We start from the raw sequence: 14,072 nt of genomic DNA on the forward strand, positions 1-14,072 counted from the left end.
TTTTTACAGCGACGAAATGCGCAGCAGACGCGCGATCTCACCGACGATGCCGCGGCGGAACAGCAGCACGCAGGCGATGAAGGTGCCGCCGATCACGACCTGCACCCACGAGCCGATGCCCGACAGGAAGTGCTGCAGCGTGACCACGATGAACGCGCCCACGACCGGGCCGAAGATCGTGCCCATGCCGCCCAAGAGCGTCATCAGGATCACCTCGCCCGACATCTGCCAATGTGCGTCGGTCAGCGAGGCGAACTGGAACACCAGCGCCTTGGTCGAGCCCGCAAGGCCTGCCAGACCCGCCGAGAGCACGAAGGCCAGCAGCTTGAACCGGTCCACGTTATAGCCCAGCGACAGCGCGCGCGGCTCGTTCTCGCGGATCGCCTGCAGCACCTGACCGAAGGGCGAATGCACGATGCGGTAGATCGCGAGGAAGCCGACGATGAAGACGGCCGCCACGAAGTAATACATCGTGATCGGATCGCTGAGGTTGAAGATGCCCAGCAGGTTGCCGCGCGGGATGCCTTGCAGGCCGTCCTCGCCGCCCGTGAAGGGCATTTGCAGCGCGAAGAAATACACGATCTGCGCGAGCGCCAGCGTGATCATCGCGAAGTAGATGCCCTGCCGGCGGATCGCGAGCGAGCCCACGACCCAGCCCATCGCAGCCGCTGCGAGCGTGCCTGCGATGATGCCGAGGATCGGCGGGAAGCCCCAGACCTTCAGCACATGGCCCGCCACATAGGCCGCGCCCCCGAAGAAGGCGGCATGGCCGAAGCTCAGCAGGCCGGTGAAGCCGATCAGCAGGTTGAAGGCGGCTGCAAACAGCGCGAAGCACAGCAGCTGCATCACGAAGACCGGGTAGAGGAAGAACGGGGCCACTGCGAGGAAGCCCAACAGCACCACCCAGAACACCGCCTGCACCATGCGGCCGCGCTTATGGGTCTCGGGGCTGACGTCGTCCTGTTCGAATTCGCCGATTTCGCTCGTCGTACTTGTCGTATTGCTCATGTCTTCACCCTCACCCTTGACGTCCGAAGAGGCCCGACGGGCGCACAAGAAGCACGATCACCATCAGCAGGAAGATCACCGTGTTTGCAGCGGGCGCATAGAAGACCTTGGTCACGCCCTCGATCAGCCCCAGAGAGAAGCCGGTAATCACCGCCCCCGCAATCGAGCCCATGCCGCCGATCACGACGACCGCGAAGATCACGATGATCAGGTTCGCGCCCATCAGCGGGCTGACCGAGTAGATCGGCGCCGCCAGCACCCCTGCGAGACCCGCAAGGCCGGTGCCGAAGCCGAAGGTCAGCATCACCATCAGCGGCACGTTGATCCCGAAGGCTTTCACCAGCTCGGGGTTCTCGGTGCCCGCGCGCAGCCGTGCGCCGATCCGGGTCCGCTCGATCACGAACCAGGTCACGAAACACACCACGATCGAGAAGACGATCACGAAGAGGCGGTATTTCGGGAACATCATGAAGCCGAGATTGGTCACGCCCTTCATGCTCTCCGGCATCCCCGGATAGGGCGTGCCCGACGCGTTGAAGAAGTTGATGAACAGGCCCTGCAGCACCAGCGTGATCCCGAAGGTCAGCAGCAGCGAGTAGATCGGGTCGAGCTTGTAGAGCCTGCGCAGCAGGAAGCGCTCGATCAGCATCCCGAAGCACGCCACCAGGATCGGCGCGAGGATCAGCGCCGGCCAGAAGCCGATATGCAGATCCGCCATGCCGATCCACTGACCGACATAGGAATACATGATCAGCGCGAGGAACGCGCCGAGCATATAGAGCGCGCCATGCGCGAAGTTGACCACGTTCAAGAGGCCGAAGATAACCGCGAGCCCGAGGCTCAGCATCGCGTAGAACACGCCGTTGTTTAGGCCCAGCATCCCCTGGGCAAGAATAAGTCGGATCATCGGATCCATCGGGGTTGTCCTCCCTGTCGGGTCTCGGGCGCCTGAGCCCGGCCCGGTTTCTCGTTACACGCTCAGGTAATGGTTCAGCCGGTCCATCGAGGCTTCGACCTGATCGGCTTCGATCACGTCGATCACCTCGCCATGTTCGATGACGTAATGGCGGTCGGCGAGCGGGGCGGCGAAGCGGAAGTTCTGCTCCACCAGAACGATCGTATAGCCGCGCGATTTCAGGTCGCGGATCACGCGGCCCAGGGTTTTCACGATCACGGGCGCAAGACCCTCGGTGATCTCGTCGAGCAGCAGCAGTCGCGAGCCGGTGCGCAGGATGCGCGCGATGGCCAGCATCTGCTGTTCGCCGCCCGAAAGCCGCGTGCCCATCCGCTTGCGGACATTGGCGAGGTTCGGGAACATCTCGAAGAGTTCCTCCACCGACATCCCGCCCTCGCCCACATTCGGCGGGAGCATCAGGTTCTCTTCCACGTTGAGCGAGGCGAAGATGCCGCGTTCCTCGGGGCAATAGCCGATCCGCGCATCGGGCGAGATCTTGTGCGTGGGCTTGTTGAGATATTCCTCGCCATTGATCTTGATCGAGCCTTCGCGGCGATCGACCATGCCCATGATCGAGCGCAGCGTGGTCGAACGACCCGCGCCGTTGCGGCCCAGAAGGGTGATCAGCTGTCCCTCGCCCAGTTCGAGATTGATGCCGTGCAGCACGTGGCTTTCGCCATACCATGCATGCAGGTTCTCGATCTTGAGCATCGGTTTGATCATCGTATCGGTGCTCATGCGACCTCCTCCTGCTCGTCGGCGGAGACGCCCATATAGGCCTCCATGACAGCCGGGTTCTTCGACACTTCGGAATAAGGCCCTTCGGCCAGAACTTCGCCGCGCGCCAGCACGGTGATCGTGTCGGCCAGTTCGGCCACGACGCCGAGGTTATGCTCCACCATGACGATGGTGCGCCCCTCGCGGACACGGCCGATCAGCTCGGTCACGGCGCCCACGTCCTCGGTGCCCATGCCTTGGGTCGGCTCGTCGAGCAGCATGAGTTCCGGCTCCAGACCCAGCGTCGTCGCGATCTCCAGAGCGCGTTTGCGCCCGTAGGGCAGCTCCACCGCCTTGAGATGGGCGAACTCCTTCAGCCCCACCTGATCGAGCGCCGCGATGGCTTTCGCGTCGAGATCGTGCAGCATCGATTTGGAGCGCCAGAACTGGTAGCTCACGCCCAGCGAGCGCTGCAGCGCGAGGCGCACGTTCTCCAGCGCCGTCAGGTGCGGGAAAACGGCGGAAATCTGGAACGACCGCACGATGCCCATATTGGCGATCTCGGCGGGTTTGCGATTGGTGATATCGCGATCGTTGAAGAGGATCTTGCCCGAAGTGGGCGTGATGAATTTCGTCAGCAGGTTGAACATCGTCGTCTTACCCGCGCCGTTCGGGCCGATGATCGCGTGGATCGCGCCGCGCTTGATGCGCAGGTTCACGTCATTGACGGCCACGAAGCCGCCGAAACTCTTGGTCAGGTTCTTGGCCTCGAGAATGATATCGTCGCTCATGGTCTCGCTTTCGGACTGATACGCAGGCGCAGGGCGGTCGCAATGCCGCCCTGCGCCAAGGATTTGTTCAGATCACTTGTTGACCAGCTTGCAGCCGCCCGCTTCGAGCGAGGCATAGGCCTCGTTGCCCGGAATCGTGCGCGCCACGTCGGCCACATCCCACGGATCTTCGCCGCCGTCCTTCACCTTGAGCAGATACATGTCATGCTCAAGCAGACCGTCGGGACGGATGGTGCCGCCCTTGGCGAAGAAGTCGTCGATCTTCATCTTGCCAAGCTGCTCACGCACCTTGTCGGCGTCGTCGGTGCCAGCCGCCTTGATCGCTTCGAGATAGGCCATGGTCAGCGAGTAGTCGGCTGCGTGCACGAAGGTCGGCGCTTCGCCGCCCGAGAACTTCTCGTACTCCGCTTTCCACTTCCGGCTCTCGTCATCCATGTTCCAGTACCAACCGCTGGTGAACTGGAGGCCCTTGGCGACGTCGGTGCCGAGCGACTTCACGTCCGAGATCAGCACGAGCATACCAGCGAGCTGCTGGCCGCCTGCGACGATGCCGAATTCATGCGCCTGCTTGATGGCGTTGACGGTGTCCTGACCCGCATTCGCGAGACCGATCACCTTCGCGCCCGAGCTTTGCGCCTGAAGCAGATAGGAGGAGAAGTCGGTGGTCGCCAGCGGCACGTCCGAGCTGCCCACGACCGAGCCGCCCAGATCTTCCACGACCGAGGACGTGTTGTCCTGCAGCGCGTGACCGAAAGCGTAGTCGGCGGTGATGAAGTACCAGCTGTCGCCGCCATTCTTCACAACGGCCGTCGCGGTGCCGACCGGCAGCGCGTGGGTGTCGTAGCCGTAGTGGATACCGTATTTCGAGCAGTTCTCGCCGGTCAGGGCCGCGGTGGCAGCGCCGGTGGCGAAGGTGATGGTCTTCTTCTCGGAGGCGAGCTGCTGCACGGCGAGCGCCACGGCCGAGTTGGTCAGGTCGGCGATCATGTCGACATGCTCTTGGTCGATCCACTCGCGAGCAGTGGCCGAACCGACGTCCGCTTTGTTCTGGTGGTCAGCCGAGATCACTTCGATCGGCTTGCCGAGAACTTCGCCGCCGAAGTCGCGCACGGCCATCTTGACCGCGTCGACCGCGCCCTTACCCGAGAAACCGGTCGAATAGACGCCGGACATATCGCCCAGCACACCGATTTTCACGGAGCCGTTCGAGATCGCGTCCTGCGCCATCGCGCCGCCTGCGGCCAAGCTCAGCGCCGCGGCACTCACACCTGCGTAAATAGCTGATTTCATCAACATTCCTCCCATTGGTTGATAGATTCGGCTCCCCGGCGCGCGGCGCCATGAGAGCACACCGACGGGACGCCTTTGCGGTCCCTGCCGGAATAAGATCTTGTGTTTCTCCTCGTGCGGCCGTCCCTGCTCCTCAACGCGGCCGCCAGTGAATTCAGCGTGGAAACGGGCGGACATTCAAGTGCTTGCGCCGCCGCGGTTCCCGATGACCCGATAAACTTCCTGTCAGTGCACGCACCTTAGGCAGAAACCGGCCATGTGCAAAAGGCTAGGTGGGAAAATGCACGCGACCATGCCACGTATTGCCAAACGCATGTGCGAAAATGCCCATATCTCCCGTTTTTCCGACGCGAGACCGCAAAAAGGACCGTCAATGAGCTTCGATTGGGACGATCTCCGATTCTTTCTCTCGGTGGCCCGGGCCGGTCGCCTGACCGTCGCAGCCCGTGCGATGGGCACCGATCATGCCACTGTATCACGTCGGGTCAAATCTCTGGAGACCCAGCTTGGCGCGCAATTGTTCGAGCGCAGCCCGCGCGGCTATGCACTCTCGGAACATGGCGAGCGGCTTCTGGCGAAGGCCGAGCAGATCGAGAATGTCGCGGCGCGCGTGCAGGACGAATTGTCGGGCACGCTCTATGCCTTGTCCGGCACGGTGCGGATCGGCGCGCCCGATGCGTTCGGGGCGTTCTTCCTCGCGCCGCGTCTGGCGGAATTCATCAAGGCCAATCCCGAACTGGAGGCGCAGCTGGTCGCCACGCCGCGCCTCTTCTCGCTATCCAAGCGCGAGGCGGATATCGCGATCACCCTGTCGCGGCCCGAAAAGGGGCGGCTCGTGTCACGCAAGCTCACCGAATACACGCTGCATTTCTATGCGTCCCCCGATTACCTCGCCCGCAATCCGGGGATCAACCGCAAGGAGGATCTGCTGAAGCACCCGCTGGTCGGCTATATCCCCGAGCTGATCTACACGCCGGAGCTGGATTACCTGTCGGTCACGCTGGGCGATCACACGCCGCGCCTGTCCTCGACCAACCTCTTCGCGCATAAGCATGTCGCGGAGGCCGGACGCGGGATCGCGGTGCTGCCCGACTTCCTCGCCCGCCATTCGACGAAGCTGGTGCCGATCCTGCCCGACGAGATCGAGATCCGCCGCACTTTCTGGCTGGTGACCCATGAAGACCTGCACGAGATCGCCCGCGTCCGTGCCGCGATGCGCTTCATCGCCGAGGAGGTCTCCAAGAACCGTGCAGAGTTCCTGCCCCGGATCACCGCCACCAGCACCTGATCGCCCGACCGCAGGGCGACCGGGCGTCGTGGCGCTGTGATTACTCTACGGGCATTACTGTGCGGGCTTGCGCGCGAAATCGTCGATGGTGATCCCACCATCGGCATTCTTGTCGAGCTGGGCGAACCACTTGGCCGTGCTGGTCTGGAACTCGGCCAGCGTCACCAGCTTGTCGCCATCGGCATCGGTCGCGGCCATCGTCATGCCATCTGCCATCTTCTGCATCTGCGCGCGCTGTTGGCCCTCGTAGCCCGCCACGTCATTGGCGCGCGCCTCGTCGAAGACCGCGTGTTCCTCGGCGTCGAGCTTGCCGTCTTCATTGGCATCGAAAGAGGCAAAGACATCCGAGCGCATCTGCTCCAGCTCGGCCAGCGTCGCGGTGCCGTCGCCATCGAGATCCCAAGTGGACATGAACTGCTCGCCGGGGGTCTCTGCCTGAGCGGCGAAGGGGAGCGCGGTGAAAAGCGCCGCGATCAGAATGGAGGTCTTGGTCATCTCGGATCATCTCTCTGACTTGGCCGAGCCGCAGAGGGGCGGCCTGTTTTCGGGTCGTCCGGAGGATGTAGACAGTGCGGCGCGTCACAGAATGTGCCAGATCGCCGCGCGGCGTTTGTGCCGCAGGCAGCTTGAGCGGGGCTCATGATCTTGGCGCGGATTATTCCGATGCACAGAGGTGGCCCAGCCCCCTGCCCGGCTGCTATCACCTGCCCCACAGTCACCGGCACGTCGCTCAGCCGCGACGGAATGTCGAAAATCCACCCTGTCCCGCTTCGGTTTCGGGCAATTCTGCGCATACGAGGAGAGATTCGCATGGCACAGATCACCTTGGTCTATTGGCGTGACATCCCGGCCCAGATCATTGCGGGCAAGGGACGGCGTGGCGTCAAGAAACCGCTGCCCGAACGGTTCGAGCAGGCGATCGACCGCGCGGCCATGAAGATCGGCGCCCGCGACAGCGACGCCTATCTGGCCGAGTGGCGCAAGGTGGCTTCGGGTGAAGAGCCCGGCGACGATGCCGAGGCGGCCGAGGCCGTGCTGGCGCGCATTCTCTCTGACTATGACGACGCGCGGTTGCGTGCGTTGATTGCCAATGACGGCTGGAACACCCAGCCCGACGCGTAAGGGAGAATAGGCGCATGGCTCTTGTGAATTTCCGCCGCGAGGCCAAGACCCCGGCTCGTCCGCCGGTGAACGGCAAGATGGCGGCTCTGCTGGAGGGCGCCTCGGTCGAGGTGATGCCCCGCACCGCCGCCAAGGTGGAAAGCTTCGCGCCCTTGTTCGCGAAGGGCTCCCGCGTCTATATCGCTCATATCGACGGCACCCCGATCGAGGAGATGCTCGCCACCGCCAAGCGTCTGCGCGAAGAGGGTTTCGAGCCGATGCCGCATTTCCCCGCGCGCATCATCCGCGACGAGGCGCAGCTCAATGACTGGGTCGCGCGCTATCGCGGCGAGGCAGGCGTCGAGCAGGCGCTGCTGCTGGGCGGCGGCGTGGCCGAGCCGAAGGGCGACTTCCACTGCGCGATGCAGATGATCGAAACCGGCGCCTTCGACGGCTTCGCCCGTCTGCACATCGCCGGCCACCCCGAGGGCAACCGCGACATCGACCCCAATGGCGGCGAGGCCGAGGTGATGGCCGCGCTGAAGCTCAAGCAGGATTTCGCGAACCGCACCGATGCGGATATGGCGATCGCCACGCAATTCGCTTTTGAGGCCGGTCCGATCCGCGACTGGGCCAAGCGTCTGGAAGCCAACGGCATCGAAATGCCGGTCCATCTCGGCATCGCGGGCCCTGCCAAACTGCAGACGCTCCTGAAATTCGCCATCGCCTGCGGCGTCGGCCCCTCGCTGAAAGTGCTTCAAAAGCGCGCCCGCGACGTGACCAAGCTGCTCATGCCCTTCGAGCCGACCGAATTGCTGGCCGATCTGGCCGCCGATTGCCCGTCGAATATCGAAGCCGTGCATTTCTTCCCGCTGGGCGGTATCACCGCGACAGCCAACTGGATCGCCGAACAGAGAGGCCATGAATGACCCGCACCGTCCTTGAGTCCAAAACCAAAACCGTCGTGATCGGCTTTGACGAGCCCTTCTGCGTCATCGGTGAGCGGATCAACCCCACCGGCCGCAAGAAGCTGGCAGCCGAGCTCGAGCAGGGCGATTTCTCGACCGTCGAGAAAGACGCGCTCGAGCAGGTCGCCTGCGGCGCTACGGTTCTGGACATCAACTCGGGCGCGGTGTTCTCGAACAAGATGGCCGAAGACCCGCGCTATGCGGATAACAACTTCGTCGAGCCCTCGCTGATGCGCGACCTGATCAACTGCGTGCAGGGCGTGATCGACGTGCCGCTCTGCATCGACAGCTCGGTCCCGGCCGCGCTCGAGGCGGGGCTTGAGGCCGCCGAAGGCCGTCCGCTGCTGAACTCGGTCACCGGCGAGGAAGAGCGTCTGGAACTGGTTCTGCCGCTGGTGAAGAAATACAACGTGCCGGTGGTCGCGATCTCGAACGACGACACGGGGATTTCCGAAGACCCGGACGTGCGTTTCGCCGTGGCCAAGAAGATCGTCGAGCGCGCCGCCGATTTCGGCATCCCCGCGCATGACATCGTCGTCGATCCGCTGGTGATGCCGGTGGGCGCGATGGCCTCCGCGGGCCGTCAGGTCTTCACGCTGGTCAACCGCCTGCGCGACGAGCTGGGCGTGAACACCACCTGCGGCGCGTCGAACATCTCCTTCGGCCTGCCGAACCGCCACGGGATCAACGGGGCCTACCTGCCGATGGCGATCGGCGCGGGCATGACCTCCGCGATCATGAACCCGGTGCGCAATCAGGAGATGGAGGCGATCCGCGCCGCCAACCTGCTGATGAACCACGACCCGAACGGGATGGAGTGGATCCGCCTGTCGAAGACGCTCGACGCGATGAAGGAGGGCGGTCTCAGCTTCGCCGAAGCCTCGGCAGCCGCGGCCACCTCCTCCGCCGGTGGGCGTCGTGGCGGGCGCCGTCGTCGCGCCTGATCAGCCCTACGAAGACAGTCGAACGCCCGGGGCTCGCTCCGGGCGCTTCGCATTTTGCGCATCGCGTTTCTTCCAGCCCGGAGTTGCGACCGATTCAGCGGCGATTGTTGCGCAAACGGCCACAAAACGTCCGTAGATCCGCGACAATGGCGATGATCACGGCGCGATTCGCGGATCCGTGATCAATCCGAGCCCCTGCGCACAGAAACCGCCCCATTCAGCAATTTGCGGCCTCAGCTGCGCAGCTGACCGGCGGGATGTCGCCGCCTCAGGGCGCGCAGGCTCAAAATTCCAATTATAAGGCAAAGATTTACTGGTCGGGCTTAAACCCGTATGTGTACCTTTGCGGCAACGAACAGGGATCACACGCTGCCATGCGCTTAGCATTCAAACCGCTCAGCGCGGCCGCTCCGGCGCCGACGCGCCTCGGGACGGCACCGCGCTCAGGCCTGCTGAAAGGCGCGTCCCCCGGACGTGCTGCGGCGCGGGCGGGCACGCTTGCTGCGCTGATCATCGCCGGCGCCCTCGCCGCCTGCTCGACCAACAGCCCCGAAGTGACGACGGCCCGCGGCACGGCCCAGCTGCTCGACCTGTCCGCGCCCGATCTGGCGCCGGGGCTCAAGAACGGTCCCCCGTCTGAGCGGCTCCCCAATAACAGCCATCTGGGCGCCGACTTCATGGAGCTCAGCTTCTTCCTCGAATCCGGTCGCGCCCTGCCGCGCTTCACCCGGTTCGAAGGCCCGGTCTCGATCACGCTCGCAGGCAACGCGCCGCCCGTGGCGCAGACCGAGCTTGGCCATCTGGTCCACCGGCTGCAGAGCGAGGCGGGGCTGAACGTCTCGACCGAGCCGGGCAATGCCAACACGATCTCGGTGCAATTCGTACCCAAACGGCAGATGCGCCAGGAGGTTCCAAATGTCGCCTGCTTCGTGGTGCCGAACGTCGAGAGCTGGACGGATTACCGCAATTCGCATGGCGACGAGGCCAGCGATTGGGCCAAGCTGACGCAGCGCCAATCCGCCACCGTGTTCATCCCCGCCGACTCCACGCCGCAGGAAATCCGCGACTGCCTGCATGAGGAGGTCAGCCAGGCGCTCGGGCCGGTGAACGATCTCTACCGCCTGCCCGACACGGTCTGGAACGACGACAATTTCCACACCGTGCTGACCAAGTTCGACATGACGATCCTGCGCGCCTATTACGATCCGGCGCTGCATACCGGCATGAGCTCCGACGAAGTGCGTGCGGCCCTGCCCGCGATTCTGTCGAAGATCCACCCGTCGGGCGGTTCGATGCGCGCCCTGCCCGCCGATCCGACGCCGCGCGCCTATGTGAAAGCGATCACCACCGCGCTCGGCCAAGGGGCGAGCGACAAGCGCCGCCGCGCCGCCGCCGAACGCGCCACGAAGATCGCCACCAGCCGGGGCTGGCATGACAGCCGCGCCGCCTTCGCGTGGTTCGCGGTCGGACGCCTGACCATGAAGACCGACCCCGAGAAAGCGGTCGAGGCCTATAAGAAAGCGGGCCGGATCTATCGCGCGACACCGGGCGCGGAAATTCAGGCCGCACATATCGACATGCAGCTTGCGGCCTACGCGCTTGGCACGGGTCGCGCGCAGGAGGCAGTGTCGCTGGTGAACCGCGCGCTGGCCTCGGATGTGTCGAGCGAGAACGCCTCGCTGATGGCCACGCTCTACATGATCCGCGCCGAAGCCTATGGCCAACTGGGTGACGCGAAGAAGGAACATCAGGCCCGTCTCGACATGCAGCAATGGGCGCGCTATGGCTTTGGCTCTGACGCGGCGGTGAAACGCCGCGCGGATGAGGTGGCGGCCCTCGCCAATGCGGGCGCTCGCGTGAACTGACCGCAAAAGGCGGACCGGGCGCGCCCGGACCAAGACCGTAAGGGGGCGCAGCATGTATGTTCTGGCAGGGGTCGTGATTGGGCTGATCTGGGGCGACTGGAAGGCCCGCAAACGCGGCGGCAACAAGCTCGACCGGGCGCAATATGCCGCCGTCCATGCGATCGGGCTGGCGCTGGTGGGCCTCTTCGTCACCGTGATCATCAACCGCATCTGGGCATAATCGGAGGGCGGCGATGTTCCTGCCATTCTTCGATGCTCTTCGGCGCGGCGGTGTCCCCGTCTCTCTGCGCGAATATCTGAGCTTCCTCGAAGGGCTGGCCGCGGGGCTTTGCACCTACGATATCGACGGCTTCTACTATTTCGCCCGCGCTGCGATGGTGAAGGACGAACGCTTCCTCGACCGCTTCGACCGGGCGTTCTCCGAGGCCTTTTCGGGGCTGGAGGCGATCACGCCGGACGATGTGCTCAACGCCGTCGATCTGCCCGAGGAATGGCTGCGCAAACAGCTGGAGAAACACCTCACCGACGAGGAAAAAGAGCAGATCGAGGCGCTTGGCGGGTTCGACAACCTGATGGAGACGCTGAAAAAGCGGCTCGAGGAACAGAAAGGCCGCCATCAGGGTGGCAGCAAATGGATCGGAACGGGGGGCACCTCGCCCTTCGGCGCTTACGGCTACAATCCCGAAGGCGTCCGCATCGGCCAGAAAGAGAGCCGCCACCAGCGCGCCGTGAAGGTCTGGGACAAGCGCGAGTTCCGCGACTTCGACGACACGGTGGAACTGGGCACCCGCAACATCAAGGTGGCGCTCAAGCGCCTGCGCCAATGGGCGCGGCACGGCGCGAACGAGGAACTGGACCTGCCCGGCACAATCCGCGCCTCGGCCGAAGCGGGCTATATCGACGTCAAAACCCGACCCGAGCGACACAATGCGGTGAAGGTCGTGCTTTTCCTCGATGTGGGCGGCTCGATGGACGCCCATGTGCAACTGGTGGAGGAGCTGTTCTCCGCGGCCAAGTCCGAGTTCAAACATCTCGAGCACTGGTATTTCCACAACTGCCTCTATGATGGCGTCTGGAAATCGAACAAGCGCCGCTGGAACGAGGCGACGCCGACCTGGGACGTGCTCCACCGCTATGGTCCCGATTACAAATGCATTTTCGTGGGCGACGCGTCGATGTCGCCCTATGAGATCACCCATCGCGGCGGCGCCAACGAGCATTGGAACGACGAGGCGGGCCATGTCTGGCTGACGCGTGCGCGCGAGCAATGGCCCGATCACACATGGCTCAACCCCATCCCCGAACGCGGCTGGGGCTACACGCAGTCGATCCAGATCATCCGCGAGATCTTCGAGAACCGGATGCATCCGCTGACCCTCGAAGGGATCACCGCGGCAATGAAGGAACTCGGATGAACCGGCTGCGCTACCTCTGGGGGCATCACAAGATCGCCTCGCTGGGATTTATCCTCGCGGTCGCGCTGTCGCTGTTCTTCGGCGCAAGGTTCGTCTCGCGCGCGATCTACTGGTCCGACCCCGCCCATCTGCATCAAAGCCCCGAGGAATGGATGACGCCGGGCTATATCGCGCGCAGCTGGCATCTGGAGATCGAGGAGGTCGACGCGATCCTCGGCATCGAGGATGGGCGTGCGCTGGTCGGCGCGGGCCGCCCGACCCTGGAACGTATCGCCAAGGCCAAGGGCGAGCCGCTGCAGGATTTGATCCGCAAACTCTCGCTCGGCCTGCCCAAGACGATCGCCGACAAAGAGGCGCAGCCACAGCAATGAGCTTCTCCGACCTCTCAGATTGGCTGCTCGCGCAGGTGCCGCTTTACGGGCCGTGGGTCCTCGGCCTCACGACCTTCCTGAGCTGCCTCGCGATCCCGGCCCCCTCCTCGCTGATGATGATCGCGAGCGGAGCCTTCGTGGCCTCGGGCGATCTCGACCTCGCGACCGTCGGCGGCGCGGCCTTCACCGGCGCGGTGATCGGCGATCAGGTGGGCTTCCAGCTGGGCCGCCGGGCCGAGCGCTTCCTGCCCCATCCCGACACGAAACGCGGCGCACTGGTCGCGAAAGCGATGGCCGCCCTGCGCAAGCGCGGCGCGGTCACAGTGTTCTTCACCCGCTGGATGTTCTCCGCGCTCGGGCCTTGGGTGAACCTCGCCGCCGGCGCGTCCGGCTTCGCGCATCGCCGCTTCACCCTGGCCGATCTCGCGGGCGAAGCGGTCTGGGTCACCACCTATGTGGGCCTCGGCATCACTTTCGGGGCCAATCTGGACGCCGCGGCCGAGCTTGCGGGCAACGCGCTGGGGCTGCTGGGCGCGGGTGCTGCCGCCTTCGCCTTCGGCTGGTGGCTGTGGCATGCGGCCAAGCGCGCCCCCAAAGCCTCCAATCCGACGCCTGATCACGACGCTTGATCACGGGCCTGCGAGCTGCCATATCCTTCCCATGTTGTTGCGCCTTCTCCCCATCCTGCTGCTGGTCCTCTACGGCTTCGCCATGTGGCATTTCTCGACCTGGCAACTCAAACGCCAGCTGAACGGGAATTCGCGCCGGTTGCGCGACAGCAAGCTGGAGCCCTATCTCGACCGGCTCGCCGCTGCGCTCGAAGTCTCGGAAATTCCGGTCCATGTCTATCAGATCGAGCCGGTGAACGGTCTCGCCGCCCCCGATGGCCGCGTCTTCATCACCGAAGGCTTCATGCGCAAATATCGCAGCGGTGAGGTATCCCCGGAGGAACTGACCTCGGTGATCGCGCATGAGCTGGGCCATGTCGCCTTGGGCCATTCGCGCCGCCGCATGATCGACTTCTCAGGCCAGAACGCCCTGCGCGCCGTGCTGATGACGGTGCTTGGCCGCTTCATCCCCTTCATCGGCCCGTGGATCGCCAATCTGATCACCGCAGCACTCGCCGCCCGCCTCAGCCAGCGCGACGAGTTCGAGGCGGATGAGTTTGCCTCAGCCCTGATGATCAAGGCGGGCTTCGGCACCGAGCCGCAGGTCACGCTGTTCCACAAGCTCGACGCGCTGACCAAGAACGCGGGCCAGACCACGCCCGCCTGGCTGCTGACCCACCCAAAGACCGAAAAGCGCATCGCCGCGATCGAGGCAAACCAGCTGCGCTGGTCGCGCGCAGAGCACTGATTT

Annotated in this window: 16 protein-coding genes; 10 read left to right on the forward strand and 6 right to left on the reverse strand. The window is 64.3% G+C overall.

Going from position 1 to position 14,072, the window contains the following annotated elements; all coding sequences use genetic code 11:
• Positions 1-3 precede the first annotated feature (3 nt).
• From BMI87_RS08735 to BMI87_RS08755, 5 genes are all read right to left on the reverse strand, one after another.
• A complete protein-coding gene (locus BMI87_RS08735; RefSeq protein WP_078521040.1) occupies positions 4-924 on the reverse strand; it encodes a branched-chain amino acid ABC transporter permease in 921 nt (306 codons plus the stop codon).
• A gap of 94 nt (positions 925-1,018) precedes the next feature.
• Complete coding sequence (locus BMI87_RS08740) at positions 1,019-1,924, reverse strand: branched-chain amino acid ABC transporter permease (protein ID WP_078520793.1); 906 nt, start codon at positions 1,922-1,924, stop codon at positions 1,019-1,021.
• A 54-nt stretch (positions 1,925-1,978) separates the two neighbouring features.
• Positions 1,979-2,701 (reverse strand): ABC transporter ATP-binding protein, encoded by a 723-nt coding sequence (locus BMI87_RS08745; protein WP_078520794.1) that lies wholly within the window; start codon positions 2,699-2,701, stop codon positions 1,979-1,981.
• Entirely contained in the window at positions 2,698-3,471 is a 774-nt protein-coding gene (locus BMI87_RS08750; protein ID WP_078520795.1) for an ABC transporter ATP-binding protein, read from the reverse strand. Before BMI87_RS08750 ends, BMI87_RS08745 begins: the two co-directional genes overlap by 4 nt.
• Before the next feature lie 72 nt (positions 3,472-3,543).
• Positions 3,544-4,761 carry an ABC transporter substrate-binding protein gene (locus tag BMI87_RS08755; RefSeq protein WP_078520796.1) on the reverse strand — a complete coding sequence of 406 codons (1,218 nt, stop codon included), beginning with the start codon at positions 4,759-4,761 and terminating at the stop codon, positions 3,544-3,546.
• Between the two features lie 373 nt (positions 4,762-5,134).
• On the opposite strand from BMI87_RS08755, the gene BMI87_RS08760 reads away from it, so the two are divergent.
• Positions 5,135-6,049: a LysR family transcriptional regulator gene (locus BMI87_RS08760; RefSeq protein ID WP_078520797.1), complete on the forward strand. Its 915-nt coding sequence runs from the start codon at positions 5,135-5,137 to the stop codon at positions 6,047-6,049.
• Positions 6,050-6,103: 54 nt separating this feature from the next.
• Here the strand turns inward: BMI87_RS08760 and BMI87_RS08765 are convergent, their stop codons facing one another.
• The gene (locus BMI87_RS08765) at positions 6,104-6,544 is read right to left on the reverse strand and encodes a hypothetical protein (RefSeq protein ID WP_078520798.1); all 441 of its coding nucleotides are present in this window, start codon (positions 6,542-6,544) and stop codon (positions 6,104-6,106) included.
• A gap of 315 nt (positions 6,545-6,859) precedes the next feature.
• On the opposite strand from BMI87_RS08765, the gene BMI87_RS08770 reads away from it, so the two are divergent.
• The 9 genes from BMI87_RS08770 (at position 6,860) to BMI87_RS08800 (ending at position 14,069) form a co-directional block, all read left to right on the forward strand.
• A complete protein-coding gene (locus BMI87_RS08770; RefSeq protein WP_078520799.1) occupies positions 6,860-7,171 on the forward strand; it encodes a virulence factor in 312 nt (103 codons plus the stop codon).
• Positions 7,172-7,185: 14 nt separating this feature from the next.
• Positions 7,186-8,079: a 5,10-methylenetetrahydrofolate reductase gene (locus tag BMI87_RS08775; protein WP_078520800.1), complete on the forward strand. Its 894-nt coding sequence runs from the start codon at positions 7,186-7,188 to the stop codon at positions 8,077-8,079.
• Positions 8,076-9,062 (forward strand): methyltetrahydrofolate cobalamin methyltransferase, encoded by a 987-nt coding sequence (locus BMI87_RS08780; protein ID WP_078520801.1) that lies wholly within the window; start codon positions 8,076-8,078, stop codon positions 9,060-9,062. Before BMI87_RS08775 ends, BMI87_RS08780 begins: the two co-directional genes overlap by 4 nt.
• Before the next feature lie 374 nt (positions 9,063-9,436).
• Positions 9,437-10,927, forward strand: a complete 1,491-nt coding sequence (locus tag BMI87_RS08785) for a DUF2927 domain-containing protein (protein WP_078520802.1) — start codon at positions 9,437-9,439, stop codon at positions 10,925-10,927.
• Positions 10,928-10,979: 52 nt separating this feature from the next.
• On the forward strand, positions 10,980-11,147 hold the full coding sequence (locus BMI87_RS22525; protein ID WP_165756950.1) for a hypothetical protein: 168 nt from the start codon (positions 10,980-10,982) through the stop codon (positions 11,145-11,147).
• A 13-nt stretch (positions 11,148-11,160) separates the two neighbouring features.
• Positions 11,161-12,342 (forward strand): VWA domain-containing protein, encoded by a 1,182-nt coding sequence (locus BMI87_RS08790; RefSeq protein WP_078520803.1) that lies wholly within the window; start codon positions 11,161-11,163, stop codon positions 12,340-12,342.
• Positions 12,339-12,713 carry a hypothetical protein gene (locus BMI87_RS22530; RefSeq protein WP_152844342.1) on the forward strand — a complete coding sequence of 125 codons (375 nt, stop codon included), beginning with the start codon at positions 12,339-12,341 and terminating at the stop codon, positions 12,711-12,713. Before BMI87_RS08790 ends, BMI87_RS22530 begins: the two co-directional genes overlap by 4 nt.
• Positions 12,710-13,342 carry a DedA family protein gene (locus BMI87_RS08795; RefSeq protein WP_168175178.1) on the forward strand — a complete coding sequence of 211 codons (633 nt, stop codon included), beginning with the start codon at positions 12,710-12,712 and terminating at the stop codon, positions 13,340-13,342. The genes BMI87_RS22530 and BMI87_RS08795 overlap by 4 nt, the downstream gene beginning before the upstream one ends.
• Before the next feature lie 34 nt (positions 13,343-13,376).
• Entirely contained in the window at positions 13,377-14,069 is a 693-nt protein-coding gene (locus tag BMI87_RS08800; protein WP_078521041.1) for a M48 family metallopeptidase, read from the forward strand.
• Positions 14,070-14,072 lie beyond the last annotated feature (3 nt).

The sequence above is a fragment of the Thioclava sp. F28-4 genome (assembly GCF_002020045.1).
GTDB classification, from domain to species: Bacteria; Pseudomonadota; Alphaproteobacteria; order Rhodobacterales; family Rhodobacteraceae; genus Thioclava; species Thioclava sediminum.